Consider the following 15535-nt stretch of genomic DNA (forward strand, 5'->3'; position numbering starts at 1 on the left):
GACGGCTCCTCATGACGGCCTCCCTCATGACGACGCCCCTCGTGACGCGTCCTCACGACGGCCTCCTCAGGGAGACCAGATCGGCCAGTTCCCGGTCGGTGAGTTCGGTCAGCGCCGCCTCCCCCGAGCCGAGCACGGCCTGCGCCAACGCCCTCTTGGAGACGAGCATCTCGGCGATGCGGTCCTCGACCGTGCCCTCGGCGATGAGCCGGTGGACCTGCACGGGCTGTGTCTGGCCGATGCGGTACGCCCGGTCGGTGGCCTGGTCCTCGACCGCCGGGTTCCACCAGCGGTCGTAGTGGACGACATGGCCTGCGCGGGTCAGGTTCAGCCCCGTGCCCGCGGCCTTGAGGGAGAGGATGAGCACAGGGATCCCGCCGTCCTGGAAGCGGTCCACCATCCGCTCCCGCTCCGGCACGGGCGTCGAGCCGTGCAGCAGCTGGGAGGCGATTCCCCGGGCCGCGAGGTGCCCGGAGATAAGGCGGGCCATCGAAACGTACTGGGTGAAGACCAGGACCGATCCGTCCTCCGCGAGGATGGTGTCGAGCAGTTCGTCGAGGAGCGCGAGCTTCCCCGAGCGGGCGGAGAGACGGGCCGCGTCCTCCTTCAGATACTGCGCCGGGTGGTTGCAGATCTGCTTCAGGGAGGTCAGCAGCTTCATGACGAGACCACGGCGCGCGATGCCCTGAGCGCTCTCGATCTGTGCCATCGTCTCGCGCACGACCGCCTCGTACAGCGACGCCTGTTCCCGGGTGAGCGGGACAGGATGGTCCGACTCCGTTTTTGGCGGCAGCTCGGGCACGATGCCCGGATCGGACTTCTTGCGGCGCAGCAGGAAAGGCCGGACGAGGCGGGCGAGGCGCTCGACGGCCTGCTCGTTCTCGACGTGCTCGTTGTTCTCGACGGCGCGGGCGTGGCGGGCGCGGAACGTCTTCAACGGGCCGAGGAGTCCGGGCGTTGTCCAGTCGAGGAGGGACCAGAGCTCGGACAGGTTGTTCTCGACGGGTGTGCCGGTGAGGGCGACCCGCGCGGGCGCCGGGATGGTCCGCAGCGCCCTGGCGGTCGCCGAGAAGGGATTCTTGACGTGCTGTGCTTCGTCGGCGACGACGATGCCCCACTCCCTGGCGGCCAGTTCGGCGGCGCTGGTGCGCATCGTGCCGTATGTGGTGAGCACGAAGCCCGGGCCCTCACCGGCCATGTCGAGTCCGTCGAGGGTGCGCTCCGCCCCGTGGAAGCGGCGCACGGACACACCGGGCGCGAAACGTGTGATCTCCCGCTGCCAGTTGCCGAGCAGCGAGGCCGGGCACACGACGAGCGTGGGCGCCGTGCGGGCGCGGTGCCGTGCGGCGCGCTCGGCGCGGTGCAGATGGAGGGCGATGAGCGTGACCGTCTTGCCGAGGCCCATGTCGTCCGCCAGACAGCCGCCGAGGCCGAGCGAGGTCATCAGGTCCAGCCATGCCAGCCCACGGAGCTGGTAGTCGCGCAGGGTGGCGTCGAGTCCCGCCGGCTGGTCCAGGGCGGCCGGGCCCTCGGTGAGCCGGTCACGCAGCGCGGCCAGCGCACCTTCCGGGACGGCCTCGACCGTCTCGCCGTCCACCTCCGCACTGCCGGTGAGCGCGACGGCCAGCGCGTCCACGGGCTCCAGGAGCCCCAACTCGCGTTTGCGTGCCTTGCGTACGAGATCGGGGTCGACCACGACCCACTGGTCACGCAGCCGGACGATCGGGCGGTGCGACTCGGCGAGCACATCCATCTCGCGTTCGGTCAGTGGATCCCCGTCCAGCGCCAGCTGCCAGTTGAACCTGAGAAGCTGCTCGCTCTCGAAGAACGGTGTGCCGTCGGTGGCGGATCCGGGCGCGGGCGCGCGGACGACGGCGGCAGCGCTGAGCGTCCGGGCCAGCTCCTTGGGCCAGTGCACGGCCACACCCGCGGCGCCGAGCCGGGCGGCCGCCACGCCCAGCAGCTCGTACAGCTCGTCCTCGGTCAGTGGCAGGACATCGGGGACCTCGCGCTCCATGAGCCGCCCGAGCGCGGGCCAGACCCTGGCGGCCCGGCGCAGGGCCAGCACGGCGTCGATGCGCGCCCGCGGCCCGAAGTGCTCGTCGCCGTCGCCCGCCCAGAGGCGGGCGGCGTCGAGGACGAGTGAGGGGTCGGCGAGGCTGTGCACCTGCACCAGGGCGGCGCCGGCCTGACGCTCACCGCCGCCTTCTTCCGCGAGGTCGAACAGCTCGTACGCGGACAGGTCGAGGCGCAGCGAGATCCGTACGCCCGCGTCCATGCCGGCCGCGGCCTCCGCCGCCCATTCCCGTGCTCCCGGCAGCCGCTGCGGCGCCGTCGCGGCGAACGGCCTCCCTGCCGCGTGCTCGGCCGCCAGCGTGCGGGGCAGCGTGTCCGCGACCGCGTCCAGGAACGCCCTGATCAACGACTCGGGCTCGGGCAGCCGAAGGGGACGCGCGCCGGGCAGTGGCGTGGCGTGTGCCTCGTGGGGCATGGCGGCGGCGATGGCACGCAGATGCGCGATGTCGTCGGCGTCCAGCGGGCCCGCCCGCCAGGCGTCATGGTCGTCGCGGGTCAGACCGGGCAGCAGTCTGCCGCGCGCGGCGAGGTGCAGGGCGTGCAGGGCCGCAGCGCCCCAGCAGGCCGCGGCGGGGTGCGCCGCGGTGTCGCGCCGGGCCCGCACGAGCAGCGGCAGGGCATCGGCGACGGGCAGCAGCACCGCGGGGACACTACGGCTGCGGACCCCCCTGCCGTGCGGCCGGACGACCGTCAGCTCGCACGACTCCCCGGCAGTGTCCGACGGGAGCGTGGGCACGGCTCCGTCCGGGCTCCAGAAGGCGACCCGCCCCTCCCTCGGCAGCGAGGCCGGGAGGAACACCGCCGCACTCGTGTGCAGCATGCGCGGCGCACCTCCCCTCCCACTGATCGTGTCCTTGGACCCACGACCATACGGGTGGGGTCCGACAATGCCCCTCGGCCGGTATCCGACCTGCGCGGATACGGATCACGTCGGCACGCGGACAGCGATCGTCCCGGCGCGGACAGGGATCACCCCTGCCCGTCGGGAGACCTTTGGCCTTCCACGTCGTGGCCGTCCAGCCCGCGCTCCCCCGGCGCCTCTGGCGGCACCGGCTGCGCCTGCGGCAGCGGCAGGTCCAGCTCGGGCAGTCCGTCCAGCCCCTCCAGAGCCTTCGGCGGCAGCTCGGCCTCATCGCCGGGGACGGACGTGGCGGTCTCCGGCGGCTCCGGCACAGCGACCGCCTTCCCCGCGGGGGCGGATCCGGACGAGGTGAGGGACTGGGACGGGGCCTGGGCACCACGCTCCAGGAAGCGCAGCAGCTCCACCGGGATGGGCAGCACCAGGGTGGAGTTCTTCTCGGCGGCCACCGCCATCACCGTCTGCAGCAGCCGCAGCTGCAGGGCCGCCGGCGCATCCTCCATCTGGTGCGCGGCCTCCGTCAGCTTCTTCGACGCCTGGAGTTCCGCGTCGGCGTTGATGACCCGGGCCCGGCGCTCCCGGTCCGCCTCTGCCTGGCGTGCCATCGAGCGCTTCATCGTCTCCGGCAGCGACACATCCTTGATCTCCACCCGGTCGACGCTCACTCCCCAGCCGAGGGCCGGGCTGTCGATCATCAGCTCGAGGCCCTGATTGAGCTTCTCCCGGTTGGACAGCAGATCGTCCAGCTCGCTCTTGCCGATGATCGAGCGCAGGGACGTCTGCGCCATCTGGGAGACGGCGAACCGGTAGTCCTCGACCGTGACGAGCGCGTCGGCCGCGTCCACCACCCTGAAGTAGACGACGGCGTCCACGCGGACCGTGACGTTGTCCCTGGTGATGCCCTCCTGAGCGGGCACCGGCATGGTCACGATCTGCATGTTCACCTTGTGCAGCCGGTCCACCATCGGAACGATCATGGTGAAGCCGGGCCCTCGGACGCGGTCACGCAGCCGCCCGAGGCGGAACACCACGCCCCGTTCGTACTGCTTGACGACCTTCGCCGCGGCCAGGACGTACACGACACCGGCGGCTCCCGCCGCCAGGGCCGCCGCCACCAGTTCTTCGACCATCACGGCACTCCTTGCCGTCAGCCTCGGTCCCCGGCTTCAACGGTATTCCTGTCCCGACCCCGGGTCGAGCGTCCCGATCCCCTGTGCGGCGGCGCATGGGGTGCCGCACCGCCGGATGTCCGGCAGGGTGGCGAGCACGAGGCCGCCGCCGCAGACGCCGGAGAACCGGCTCAGGGCCGGCCGAGGACCGAGACAGAAGACCGACGACAGACGAGGACCGGCCATGTCCCCTCTCCGGCGTCCCGGCATCGCCGCCGGGACACTGCTCCTGACCTTCGCCGTCGCGGGCTGCTCCGGCATGGGCCGGACCGCGGTGGGCACCGTCATCTACGAGACGGAGGGCGAGCGTGTCATCAAGGTGTCGAACCCCGGGGTGAACGGCTGCCACAAGCTTGCGCCCCCCGGTGCGCACAGGGTCCAGAACGTCACCCTGATCGACATGATCATGTACACGACACCCAACTGTGCGGGGCCCCGGTCCGCGTACATCGGGACGACGCTGTTCGACAACATCGCCCCCCAATCCCCCACGTGGCGCAGCTACACGTTCGTGCACTGAGCCGCACCGCATCCCGCTCCATCGCGTCCATCGCGTCCATCGCGGTCCAGGGCACCAGGGCGGGCCGGCCCGGGGTGTTCCACCACGTCAGACGTGCGGATAACGCTCCACCGGATGGACCGGACCGCCATGTCCGGCGATCCCGTGCTCGAACTGCAGCCACAGGTCGTCGGCGACCTCCGCGATCACTCCTCGGCCTTCGGTGCGCACCAGCCATTCCGGCGGCAGCCCGACGTCCCCGAGTGCCGCGCCGAGCAGATTTCCGCACACGGCGCCCGTGGAGTCGCTGTCACCTGAGTGGTTCACGGAGAGCAGCAGCGCCTGCGCGGCATCCGCCGTAGGGGCCAGAAGGCAGTACACGGCGATGGCCAGGGCCTCCTCCGCGACCCACCCCTCGCCCAGGGACTCCACCTTCTCCGGGGACGGCCTGCCGCCGGCGGCCAGTTCCACGGCGGAACCGAGCGCGGCAGCCGCCTCCTCGTGCCCGGGGTAGCGGGTCAGCAGCGCGATCGCCCGGAGGACAGCGCCCTCCGGTGAGTCACCCTCCAGCAGATTCGCGACGATCGCCGCGAACGCTCCGGCGGCGTAGTAGCCGGTCGGATGGCCATGGGTGATCTGCGCACAGCGCGCGGCCAGTTCGAAGGCCTGGCGCGCCGGGACACCCGTCAGGCCGAACGGCGCCGAGCGCATCACCGTGCCACAGCCCTTGGATTGCGGGTTGACCGGACCGTGCCCTCCCAATTCCCCTGTGGGATCCGGCACATGCTCATGGGTGAGCCCGGTCAGACAGGCGTTTCCTGGCGCGCGTCGCGCATACAGCCAGGGCTGTTCCCTGAGCCAACCGGTGCGGATGCCCGTGCAGGTGTCCCCCGCTCGCCGGGCGACACCGGTCGCCGGAGGTGCGGGGTGGTTCTGGGTGTCCAGCCAGCGGAGATAGGCATGGCGCAGTACGGCGGTCCCGGCTCCGTCGATCCCCTTGCCCGTGGCCCGGGCATGGGCACGGATGAGCCCCTCCGCCGTGAAGAGGGTCATCTGGGTGTCGTCGGTGATCCGGCCGACGACACCTTCACCGTCCGGTACGAGGCCGGTGACGCCGCGCTCCCCGTACTTCCGGCGGATCGCCGCCAGGGAGAGGAACTCCACGGGGTTGCCCAGGGCGTCCCCGATCGCGCCGCCCAGAAGGCAGCCCCGCACGCGGGAGAGGTGTACGGCGGCGCTCCGCGATGACCTGTCGGGCCGTACGTTCACGGCGCGGGCTCCTCGGTGTCGGACCTCCGGCTCACGCGTCCGCTCGACGCGGCGTATCCGGCGGGAATCGGGTACATCCTGGAGTGGAAGAGGCGATTGCCATGCGCACTGGGAGTGAACCGACAACCGCACGCAGTCCCCTGCGGATGCGGTTCTGGCTGAGTGTATGGGGCCTGCTCTGGGCGGTCGCGGGCACGGCGGCCTTCGCGCTCACCGAGCGGCCGGGCTGGGCGATCGCCTGCGCGGTCCTGGTGCTGATCGTCGCGACGGACCTGCTGATGGTGGTGCACCGGCTCCACCAGGGACCGCACTACCAGCCGGGGCCCGACATCCCGCCGTACGAGCCCGACCGGGGCGACAACAGGCCACGGCGCTAGGCCTCTCGTTCGGATCTTGCCGGGTTCGCGTGCCCTGCCGCCGGGCATCAGGCCTCGAACCGGGCCGCCTCCAGGTACTCCGGCTTCGGGTCGAGCGCGGCCGCCAGCCTGAAGTGCCGCTTGGCCTGCTCAGGCCGCCCCGAGCGCTGGAAAGTGCGGGCCAGCGCGAAATGCGCGAAGGCGTTGTCCGGCTCACGCTCCAGGACGATCTCGAACTCGAGCTCCGCGGGACGAAGTTGGGCAGACGCGAAGAAGGCGCGGGCACGCAGCAGCCGCGCCGCCGTGTTCTCCGGATGGGCCGCGATCACCGAGTCGAGCAGCTTCACGGCACCGCGCGGGTCCCGGGCCGCGAGCAGTTGCTCGGCCGCACGGAAATCAATGACGTGAGTCTCCGGGTTCATCTCGGGCACGCTCGCATCCTTCCCCTTGCTCCGGCGATTCAACATCCCCCGCGGTACAGGTATTCCGATCGTGGGACCACGGTGACAGCGAGTGTCGGACCGAGGAGGAGGCGATCTCCGGGACCCGGCCGCCCCGGGCCTCGTACTGCAGCGGGGGCGCCTGCACGCCGGAGTGCAACGGTTCGACGCGTCCGTCGGCGGCGTGACCCGTGGCCGCGATCCGGCGGGTCCGGCTCATGCCGGACGCACCCGCGAGCAGGGTGACGAGCCCGCCGGTGCGCGGAAGCCCGCGAGGACGATCCGCACCCGATCCACACCGGCGGCGCGACGCCAAGCGGGCCGGGTCGGCCACGCGATTGACGCGGCCCTGGGGTGCGCCTTTCGGATCAGGCCGGATCGGCGAGCGGGGCCCGGCGCGTACAGATGCCGGGAGGAGCAGAGAGCCACCGCGGTGGGGGCACTCCCCTTGCCCGAAGGGCTACGAGGGACATCGGCGACTGACGACGATGCGACTGGGGGCACCCCAGGCGAAGCTCTGAGGGAGTGCGTCGCGTCCGTGCGCGGCGCGCTGGTGGAGGCCGGTGCCCTCGAGTACACGACGATCGTTGCCGCCCCGGCGTCCGACCCGGCCGGCTTCACGTACCTGGCGCGCACGTGAGCCCGGCCAAGATCCGCGAGACACGTCCTAACGGCTCGCGCGATCGGTGAGGGCCTCCCATGCCTTGCGGACCTGGGGTTCCAGCGCCTCCAGGGATCCGTCGTTGTCGATGACGAGATCGGCCACGGCGCGCCGCTCCTCGCGGGTGGCCTGCGCCGCCATACGAGCCCGGGCGTCGGACTCGGTCATTCCGCGGAGTCGTACGAGCCGCTCAAGCTGGGTCTCCTCGGACGCGTCCACGACGACGACCAGGTCGTACAGCGGGGCGAGCCGGTTCTCGGTGAGGAGCGGTACGTCGTGGATCACGACGGCGTCCTCACCCGCGGCTGCTTCGAGCTCGGCGGACCGTGCGCCGACCAAGGGGTGCACGATCGCGTTGAGTTCGGCCAGGCGGTCCGGGTCGGCGAACACGATGGCGCCGAGTCCCGGCCGGTCGAGGGTGCCGTCGGCGGTGAGGATCTCGGGGCCGAAGGCCTCGACGACTGCGGCCAGTCCGGGCGTGCCGGGCTCGACCACCTCTCGCGCGATCTTGTCGGCGTCGATGAGGACCGCCCCGTAGGACACGAACAGTCGCGACACTTCGCTCTTGCCGGCTCCGATTCCGCCGGTCAGGCCCACCTTCAGCATGAGCGGAAGCTTAAGCGTGCGGCCCGCGGTGGGGGCACCCCCCGGCGATGGCCGGGGGACGTCCGCGACCGACGACAACGCAGCGAGCTGCGGCGCCAGGGCACGCGAACCCGGCAGATCCGAACGAGGGGCCTAGGCGTCGCCCTCCCGCTCCGCCAGGAACCGCTCGAACTCGCGGCCGATCTCGTCCGCGGACGGAAGATCGACAGGCTCGGCGACGAGGCTGCCGCGCGTCTCGGCGCCGGCCACCGCGTCGTACTGGTGCTCAAGGCCCCGCACCAGGGTCACGAGCTCCTCGTCGCCCTCGCCGATCTGCCGGTCGATCTCGGTCTGGGTGCGCTGGGCCTGGGCCCGCAGGGCGTGCGCGACACCGGGCAGAACCAGTCCCGTCGCGGCCGTGATCGCTTCGACGGCGGTGAGCGCGGCGTCCGGGTAGGAGGAGCGGGCGACATAGTGCGGCACATGCGCGGCGACGCCGAGGACGTCGTGCCCCGACTGCATCAGCCGGTACTCGACGAGCGACTCGGCGCTGCCCGGCACCTGGGCCTCGTCGAAGGGGCTCAGACGGCCCGGCATGAGGTCCACGCGGTTGCCATGAGGGGTGATACCGACCGGGCGGGTGTGCGGGACACCCATGGGGATGCCGTGAAAGTTCACGGAGAGGCGGACGCCGAGACGCTCGACGATCTGCCGGACGGCCACCGCGAACCGCTCCCATTCGACGTCGGGCTCGGGCCCGGAGAGCAGGAGGAAAGGCGCGCCCGTGGCGTCCTGGACGATGCGGACCTCGAGCGCCGGGGTCTCGTAGTCCGTCCAGCGGTCGCGCCGGAAGGTCAGCAGCGGGCGGCGGGCACGGTAGTCGACGAGCCTGTCGTGGTCGAAGCGGGCGACCACCTGGTGCGGAAGCGACTCCAGCAGCGCCTCGACGATCTGCTCGCCCGTCTCCCCCGCGTCGATGTAACCGTCGAAGTGGTACAGCATGACCAGACCGGCCGACTCCTGCGCGAGCGCCATGTCGACGACGGCGAGGCCCTTCGGCTCCCACTCGTACAGACCCTGCGGATCAAGCACCATTACCGCCCCTCCTCCGATTCATCGATACCAACATCACCGCAGGCACGCTCATTCCCGGAACGCGGTGGTCATCCGCGCCGGTTCACCGGCCGGCCCCGGGCAGCGATTCCGGACGAGCCCCGGCACGGGAGTGCGGACGAGGTCCCGGACATGGATGAGGCCCGCTCCCCCCGGAGGGGGAGCGGGCCTCGCTCAGCTGCTGTCAGCTTTGCGTGGGGTCAGAGCCTCAGCTCTGGCCGCCCGCCAGCTTCTCGCGAAGGGCAGCCAGGGCCTCGTCCGAGGCCAGGGCGCCCGAGTTGTCGTCCGACTCCGAGGAGTACGAACCACCGGTCGGCGCGGCGGCCGGAGCGGCGGCGCCACCCTCGGCAGCAGCGGCCTCGTCGGCCTCGCGGGACTTGATGACCTGGGCCTGGTGCTGCTCGAAGCGCTGCTGCGCCTCGGCGTACTGGCCCTCCCAAGCCTCGCGCTGGGTCTCGAAGCCCTCGAGCCAGTCGTTGGTCTCCGGGTCGAAGCCCTCGGGGTAGATGTAGTTGCCCTGGTCGTCGTAGGACGCGGCCATGCCGTACAGGGTCGGGTCGAACTCGACCGACGCCGGGTCGGCACCGAAGGACTCGTTGGCCTGCTTCAGGGACAGCGAGATCCGGCGACGCTCGAGGTCGATGTCGATGACCTTGACGAAGATCTCGTCGTTGACCTGGACGACCTGCTCCGGGATCTCCACGTGGCGCTCGGCCAGCTCGGAGATGTGGACCAGACCCTCGATGCCCTCGTCGACGCGGACGAACGCACCGAACGGAACCAGCTTCGTGACCTTGCCCGGGACGACCTGGCCGATCTGGTGGGTGCGGGCGAACTGCTGCCACGGGTCTTCCTGCGTCGCCTTCAGCGACAGGGAGACACGCTCGCGGTCCATGTCGACGTCGAGAACCTCGACGGTGACTTCCTGGCCGACCTCGACAACCTCGGAGGGGTGGTCGATGTGCTTCCAGGAGAGCTCGGAGACGTGGACCAGACCGTCGACGCCACCCAGGTCCACGAAGGCACCGAAGTTGACGATCGAGGAGACGACGCCGGAGCGGACCTGACCCTTCTGCAGGGTGGTGAGGAACGTCTGGCGAACCTCGGACTGGGTCTGCTCGAGCCAGGCGCGGCGGGACAGGACCACGTTGTTGCGGTTCTTGTCCAGCTCGATGATCTTCGCCTCGAGCTCCTTGCCCACGTAGGGCTGGAGGTCGCGGACACGGCGCATCTCGACGAGAGATGCCGGCAGGAAGCCACGGAGGCCGATGTCGAGGATGAGACCACCCTTGACAACCTCGATGACGGTGCCGGTGACGATGCCGTCCTCTTCCTTGATCTTCTCGATGGTGCCCCAGGCACGCTCGTACTGAGCGCGCTTCTTCGAGAGGATCAGGCGGCCTTCCTTGTCCTCCTTCTGGAGAACCAGGGCCTCGATCTCGTCGCCGACCTTGACGACCTCGTTCGGGTCGACGTCGTGCTTGATCGAGAGCTCGCGGCTCGGGATGACACCTTCGGTCTTGTAACCGATGTCGAGCAGGACCTCGTCCCGGTCGACCTTCACGATGACGCCGTCGACGATGTCGCCGTCGTTGAAGTACTTGATCGTCTCGTCGATCGCGGCGAGGAAGGCTTCCTCGTTACCGATGTCGTTGACCGCAACCTGCGGGGTGGTGGCGGTGGTCTCGGTGCTGCTCGTCATGTGGGAAAGGGCTCCGGTACGGACATTGAAGTCGTAGGTACTGCTACGCCGAGAGCCCGATATCGCAGCTGAAGAAGCCGGACAGCCAAGGAAGCGCCAAACCGACAAGGAATGGCGCCTCGAAAACCGAGGGGACATACAACAGATGCGAGCGCGGCCTGCTCCGTCTGAGGCGCGCAAGCCCGCAGCGCAACCTTTAGCATAAGGGGGCGGCAGGGCACGGTCAATGCGCGAAGGCCCCCACCCGGGGCGGAATGGCCCATACCCGGCACAACTAAGGTTTCCCGAGGCCACAATGGCCGCGCCTCGCCCTTCCACGACACGTCGGCGACACGTCCGGGCGAGGCTCGAGCAACGTACAACGACGGGCGAGATGATCCAAGAGTACGAAACGGGCGCCGGACCGGAGACGGAGCCGGAGGCCACCCGGCGTGACACCGGGGACGCGGAGAGCAGCCGGGCGAGCCGCGGCTGGTGGGACCGGAACGCGGACGAGTACCAGAGCGAGCACGGAACGTTCCTCGGCGACGACCGTTTCGTCTGGGGTCCGGAGGGACTGGACGAGGCGGACGCGCGCCTCCTCGGCCCGGCGGAGTCCCTGACGGGACTGGACGTCCTCGAGATCGGCGCCGGCGCGGCGCAGTGCTCGCGGTGGCTGGCGGCGCAGGGGGCGCGGCCGGTGGCCCTGGATCTGTCCCACCGGCAGCTGCAGCACGCCCTGCGCATCGGCGGCGGATTCCCTCTGGTGGAGGCGGACGCCGGGGCGCTGCCGTTCGCCGACGCCTCCTTCGATCTCGCGTGCTCGGCGTACGGCGCGGTTCCGTTCGTGTCCGACCCGGTCAGGGTGTTCCGCGAGGTCCGGCGGGTTCTGCGGCCGGGTGGCCGCTGGGTCTTCTCGGTCACGCATCCGATCCGCTGGGCGTTCCCGGACGAGCCGGGGCCGGAGGGGCTGAGCGTCGCGGCCTCGTACTTCGACCGCACGCCGTACGTCGAGCAGGACGAGCAGGGCCGTGCCGTCTACGTGGAGCACCACAGGACGATCGGCGACCGGGTGCGGGACGTGGTGGCCGGGGGCTTCAGGCTGCTGGACCTGGTCGAGCCGGAGTGGCCGGCCTGGAACGTCCAGGAGTGGGGCGGCTGGTCGCCGCTGCGCGGGAACCTCATCCCGGGGACGGCGGTCTTCGTCTGCGAGCGGAGCGGGACGGGGATCCCCGCGGCCGAAGGCCCGGGGAGGGACTAGCGGGGTGATCCGCGAAGACGCCCTGGAACGGCTGCCCGTACGCACCGCCCTGCCCGCGCTGGAGCGGGCGCTGGACGAGCACGGGGCAGCGGTGCTGTGCGCGCCGCCCGGGACCGGCAAGACGACGCTCGTGCCGCTGGCCCTGGCCGGGCTGTCGGGGACGGGAGCGCAAGGTGCTTCGTCCAGGGGCGGCGGCCGGGCGAGGGGCGGGCGGGTCGTCGTCGCCGAGCCTCGCCGGATCGCGGCCCGGGCCGCGGCGAGGCGGATGGCGTGGCTGCTCGGTGAGCAGGTCGGCGGACGCGTCGGCTACTCCGTGCGCGGGGAGCGTGTGACCGGCCGGGACACGGTCGTCGAAGTCGTCACCACCGGTGTGCTGCTCCAGCGGCTCCAGCGGGACCAGGAACTGGCGGGCGTCGACGTGGTGATCCTCGACGAGTGCCATGAGCGTCATCTGGACGCGGACACGGTGGCGGCGTTCCTGCTGGACGTGAGGGCGGCCCTGCGGCCCGACCTCAGGCTGGTGGCGGCGTCGGCGACGACCGACGCGGCGGGCTGGGCACGGCTGCTCGGTGACGCGCCCGTGGTCGAAGCCGCGGGCGTGGCGCACCCGGTGGAGGTCGTGTGGGCCCCGCCGGCCCGGCCGGTGCGTCCGCCGCACGGGATGAAGGTGGACCCGGCGCTGCTCGGGCATGTGGCGTCGGTGGTGCGGCGCGCACTGGCCGAGCGGACGGGGGACGTCCTGTGTTTCCTGCCCGGCGTCGGGGAGATCGCCCGGGTCGCCGGACTGCTGTCGGGCGTGGACGCCGAGGTGCTGCAGGTGCACGGGCGGGCTCCGGCGTCGGTGCAGGACGCGGTGCTCTCGCCGGGGCAGGGCCGCCGGATCGTGCTGGCGACATCGGTCGCGGAGTCCTCCCTGACCGTTCCGGGCGTGCGCGTCGTCGTGGATTCGGGCCTCGCCCGGGAGCCGCGTACCGACCACGCCCGGGGCCTCGGCTCGCTCACGACGGTACGGGCCTCCCAGGCGGCGGCCCGCCAGCGAGCGGGCCGGGCCGGGCGTGAGGCGCCCGGTGCCGTCTACCGCTGCTGGACGCAGGCCGAGGACACCCGGCTGCCGCGCTTCCCCGCCCCGGAGATCCGGGTCGCGGATCTGACCGCGTTCGCCCTCCAGGCGGCCTGCTGGGGCGACCCCTCGGCGTCCGGACTCGCTCTGCTGGACCCTCCTCCGGACGGCGCGATGGCCGCTGCCCGCTCGGTGCTCTCCGCGATCGGCGCCGTCGACGCCTCCGGCCGCGCGACGGACCGGGGCGTGCGGATGTCACGCCTCGGCGTTCATCCCCGCCTTGCCCGCGCGCTGCTGGACGGCGCCACGGAGGTGGGTGCACGCCGGGCGGCCGAGGTCGTGGCCCTGCTGAGCGAGGAGCCCCCGCGGGAGTACGGCGACGACCTCGCCGCCGCCTGGCGCACGGCCCGTCGCGGTGGCGACGCCTACGGGGCGCGCTGGCGGGCGGAGGCGGGGCGGCTGGCACGCGCGCTGAGCGACACGGCCCCGGCCGGGACGGTGTCCGGCCCCCGCGAGGGGCGGTCCGCGCCGGTCACGGCCGGCGCCGGGGGCCGTACGGCCGATGACACCGTCGCCGGTTTCGTCACCGCGCTCGCCTTCCCCGAGCGGGTCGCCAGGGCACGTGGGAAGCAGGCGTTCCTCATGGCGTCCGGAACCGGGGCCGAGCTCGGCGAAGGGTCCCGGCTGCGGAGCGCGCCGTGGCTGGCGGTGGCCGTCGCGGACCGGCCGTCGCATGCCGCGTCCGCGCGGGTGCGTCTGGCTGCCGTGACCGACGAGGGGACCGCGCGTATCGCCGCCTCCCCTCTGCACGCCACGGGTGAGGAGACCCACTGGGAGGACGGCGACGTCGTCGCCCGGCACGTGGAACGGCTGGGAGCGGTGGAGCTGTCCGTGCGACCCCTGAAGGAGCCGGACCCGGCGCTCGTACGGGTCGCTCTCCTGGAAGGTCTGCGCCGCGAGGGGCCGGGGTTGCTGGCGTGGTCGCGGGATGCGCAGGCTCTGCGGCAGCGGCTGGCTTTTCTGCACCGGGTCCTGGGTGAGCCCTGGCCGGACGTGTCGGACGGAGCCCTGCTGGACCGGGCAGGCGAATGGCTGGAGCCGGAGCTGTCCCGTGCCCGGCGCCGCGCCGACCTGGGTCGCCTGGCCGCGGGCCAGGCGCTTCGGCGGCTGCTTCCGTGGGCGAGCGGCGATGCGGCCCGCCTCGACGAACTCGCGCCGGAACGCATCGAGGTTCCGAGCGGCTCCCGTGTCCGGGTGGATTACAGGGGCGAGCAGCCGGTACTGGCCGTCCGGCTCCAGGAGCTGTTCGGGCTGTCGAAGACACCGGCCGTCGCGGGCGTGCCGGTGCTGGTGCATCTGCTGTCCCCCGCCGGGCGTCCCGCGGCCGTCACGGCGGATCTCGCGTCCTTCTGGCGCGACGGATACCGGGCCGTACGGGCGGAGTTGCGCGGACGCTATCCGAAGCACCCCTGGCCCGAGGACCCGACGTCCGCCGAGCCCACGCGCGGGGTCAGGCGCTGACCGGCTCCGGCTCGCTGCGCACCTCGGCAGGGCCGTCCGGCCGCCGGGAGCGCGCCTCCAGGAAGAGGGAGAGCGCGAGCAGGAGGAGCCCCAGGGTCACGAAGCCCCAGGGCAGATACGAGACGAGCAGCAGCACGAGCGTGCGGTTGGAGGTGACGAGGGCGACGGTGTGGTCGACGTAGTCCTCGCGCATCCTCACATGCCCGGAGAACGCGGTGACCTTCTCCCGGCCGCCCAGCAGTGAGCCGCCGCGGAGCTCTTCGGTGTGGATCTCCTCGCCGTTGACGGGGGCACCGGTGACCGGCTCGACCCAGAACATCCGCTTGGTGGTGTACCAGCGCGTGGTGCCCGTCTGCTTCTCCAGCGTGGTCGCGTCGATGCCGGGCATCGGCATCTTCTTCGGGTACGGGACCTTCGTCCACGGGATGGTCTGCTCGAAGTAGTAGACCTCCAGGCCCCGGAACGTTCTCGTCCCCCTGTAGTGGATCGGCGCCGACGTACGGGTCTGGGCGTCGAAGTACTCGTAGTCCCGCTTCTCGGTCAGGAAGGGCCACTTGAACTCGATGCCCTCGCGCCTCACCGCGTCACCGTCGACCATCTCGCCTGTCGCGTGCACCGGTGCCTGGGTGTGGGCGTCGAAGACATAGCGCTCGGGGATCTGGGAGACCGTCTTCCCGTCGGGGCCCTGGACGTAGGAAAGGGAGTCCCACACCACCACGTCACGGCCGGCGTCCCGCTCGATCCTCTCCGACTCCTCGACGTTGCCCTTGAGGGTCTGCACGATGGTGACCTTCTCCACCTGCTTCGCCTGCATCGTGTCGTACTGCAGCAGGGTCGCGGGCTTCGCCTCCAGCACCATCTCCTGATACTGGCCGGCCGGGATCTTCGCCAGCCGGGGGAAGGCGTACCAGCGCAGGACCGGCGCCAGTGCGGCGAGGAAGACGGCGAAGGACAGGAGCACAAGGCTCGCTCGGCGGCGCATGGG

At 71.6% G+C, this 15535-nt stretch carries 12 protein-coding genes; 4 read left to right on the plus strand and 8 right to left on the minus strand.

Annotation, left to right across the window (positions count from 1 at the left end):
* Positions 1–52 precede the first annotated feature (52 nt).
* Positions 53–2896: a DEAD/DEAH box helicase gene (locus ACFU5O_RS26215; protein ID WP_384244305.1), complete on the minus strand. Its 2844-nt coding sequence runs from the start codon at positions 2894–2896 to the stop codon at positions 53–55.
* Positions 2897–3045: 149 nt separating this feature from the next.
* Positions 3046–4065 (minus strand): SPFH domain-containing protein, encoded by a 1020-nt coding sequence (locus tag ACFU5O_RS26220; protein ID WP_384244306.1) that lies wholly within the window; start codon positions 4063–4065, stop codon positions 3046–3048.
* Between the two features lie 223 nt (positions 4066–4288).
* Here ACFU5O_RS26220 and ACFU5O_RS26225 point away from each other — a divergent pair, with 223 nt between their 5' ends.
* A complete protein-coding gene (locus tag ACFU5O_RS26225; protein WP_384244307.1) occupies positions 4289–4624 on the plus strand; it encodes a hypothetical protein in 336 nt (111 codons plus the stop codon).
* An 87-nt stretch (positions 4625–4711) separates the two neighbouring features.
* Here the strand turns inward: ACFU5O_RS26225 and ACFU5O_RS26230 are convergent, their stop codons facing one another.
* Positions 4712–5872, minus strand: a complete 1161-nt coding sequence (locus ACFU5O_RS26230) for an ADP-ribosylglycohydrolase family protein (protein ID WP_384244309.1) — start codon at positions 5870–5872, stop codon at positions 4712–4714.
* Between the two features lie 101 nt (positions 5873–5973).
* Here ACFU5O_RS26230 and ACFU5O_RS26235 point away from each other — a divergent pair, with 101 nt between their 5' ends.
* Positions 5974–6249, plus strand: coding sequence for a DUF6343 family protein (locus ACFU5O_RS26235; RefSeq protein ID WP_384244310.1), 276 nt, complete (start codon positions 5974–5976; stop codon positions 6247–6249).
* A 47-nt stretch (positions 6250–6296) separates the two neighbouring features.
* Here the strand turns inward: ACFU5O_RS26235 and ACFU5O_RS26240 are convergent, their stop codons facing one another.
* The 4 genes from ACFU5O_RS26240 to rpsA form a co-directional block, all read right to left on the minus strand.
* Positions 6297–6659, minus strand: coding sequence for a tetratricopeptide repeat protein (locus tag ACFU5O_RS26240; protein ID WP_384244311.1), 363 nt, complete (start codon positions 6657–6659; stop codon positions 6297–6299).
* Between the two features lie 676 nt (positions 6660–7335).
* On the minus strand, positions 7336–7935 hold the full coding sequence (gene coaE / locus ACFU5O_RS26245; RefSeq protein ID WP_384244313.1) for a dephospho-CoA kinase: 600 nt from the start codon (positions 7933–7935) through the stop codon (positions 7336–7338).
* A 132-nt stretch (positions 7936–8067) separates the two neighbouring features.
* Complete coding sequence (locus ACFU5O_RS26250) at positions 8068–9006, minus strand: PAC2 family protein (RefSeq protein ID WP_384244464.1); 939 nt, start codon at positions 9004–9006, stop codon at positions 8068–8070.
* Positions 9007–9235: 229 nt separating this feature from the next.
* A complete protein-coding gene (gene rpsA / locus ACFU5O_RS26255; protein ID WP_384244314.1) occupies positions 9236–10729 on the minus strand; it encodes a 30S ribosomal protein S1 in 1494 nt (497 codons plus the stop codon).
* Between the two features lie 373 nt (positions 10730–11102).
* On the opposite strand from rpsA, the gene ACFU5O_RS26260 reads away from it, so the two are divergent.
* Both ACFU5O_RS26260 and hrpB read left to right on the plus strand, forming a co-directional pair.
* Positions 11103–11969, plus strand: a complete 867-nt coding sequence (locus ACFU5O_RS26260; protein WP_384244315.1) for a class I SAM-dependent methyltransferase — start codon at positions 11103–11105, stop codon at positions 11967–11969.
* Positions 11970–11973: 4 nt separating this feature from the next.
* A complete protein-coding gene (hrpB, locus tag ACFU5O_RS26265; RefSeq protein WP_384244317.1) occupies positions 11974–14550 on the plus strand; it encodes an ATP-dependent helicase HrpB in 2577 nt (858 codons plus the stop codon).
* On the opposite strand, the gene ACFU5O_RS26270 is transcribed toward hrpB, so the two are convergent.
* Positions 14540–15532, minus strand: coding sequence for a DUF3068 domain-containing protein (locus tag ACFU5O_RS26270; RefSeq protein ID WP_384244318.1), 993 nt, complete (start codon positions 15530–15532; stop codon positions 14540–14542). The genes hrpB and ACFU5O_RS26270 overlap by 11 nt on opposite strands.
* Positions 15533–15535 lie beyond the last annotated feature (3 nt).

Origin of the sequence: Streptomyces sp. NPDC057445, from assembly GCF_042802855.1 — a bacterium.
Lineage (GTDB): Bacteria > Actinomycetota > Actinomycetes > Streptomycetales > Streptomycetaceae > Streptomyces.

What these genes read in the sequence shown, in the direction of transcription:
- ACFU5O_RS26215 (WP_384244305.1), bottom strand. Translation starts at nt 2,896, where the DNA reads ATGCTGCACACGAGTGCGGCGGTGTTCCTCCCGGCCTCGCTGCCGAGG.
- ACFU5O_RS26220 (WP_384244306.1), bottom strand. Translation starts at nt 4,065, where the DNA reads ATGGTCGAAGAACTGGTGGCGGCGGCCCTGGCGGCGGGAGCCGCCGGT.
- ACFU5O_RS26225 (WP_384244307.1), top strand. Translation starts at nt 4,289, where the DNA reads ATGTCCCCTCTCCGGCGTCCCGGCATCGCCGCCGGGACACTGCTCCTG.
- ACFU5O_RS26235 (WP_384244310.1), top strand. Translation starts at nt 5,974, where the DNA reads ATGCGCACTGGGAGTGAACCGACAACCGCACGCAGTCCCCTGCGGATG.
- coaE (WP_384244313.1), bottom strand. Translation starts at nt 7,935, where the DNA reads ATGCTGAAGGTGGGCCTGACCGGCGGAATCGGAGCCGGCAAGAGCGAA.
- rpsA (WP_384244314.1), bottom strand. Translation starts at nt 10,729, where the DNA reads ATGACGAGCAGCACCGAGACCACCGCCACCACCCCGCAGGTTGCGGTC.
- ACFU5O_RS26260 (WP_384244315.1), top strand. Translation starts at nt 11,103, where the DNA reads ATGATCCAAGAGTACGAAACGGGCGCCGGACCGGAGACGGAGCCGGAG.
- ACFU5O_RS26270 (WP_384244318.1), bottom strand. Translation starts at nt 15,532, where the DNA reads ATGCGCCGCCGAGCGAGCCTTGTGCTCCTGTCCTTCGCCGTCTTCCTC.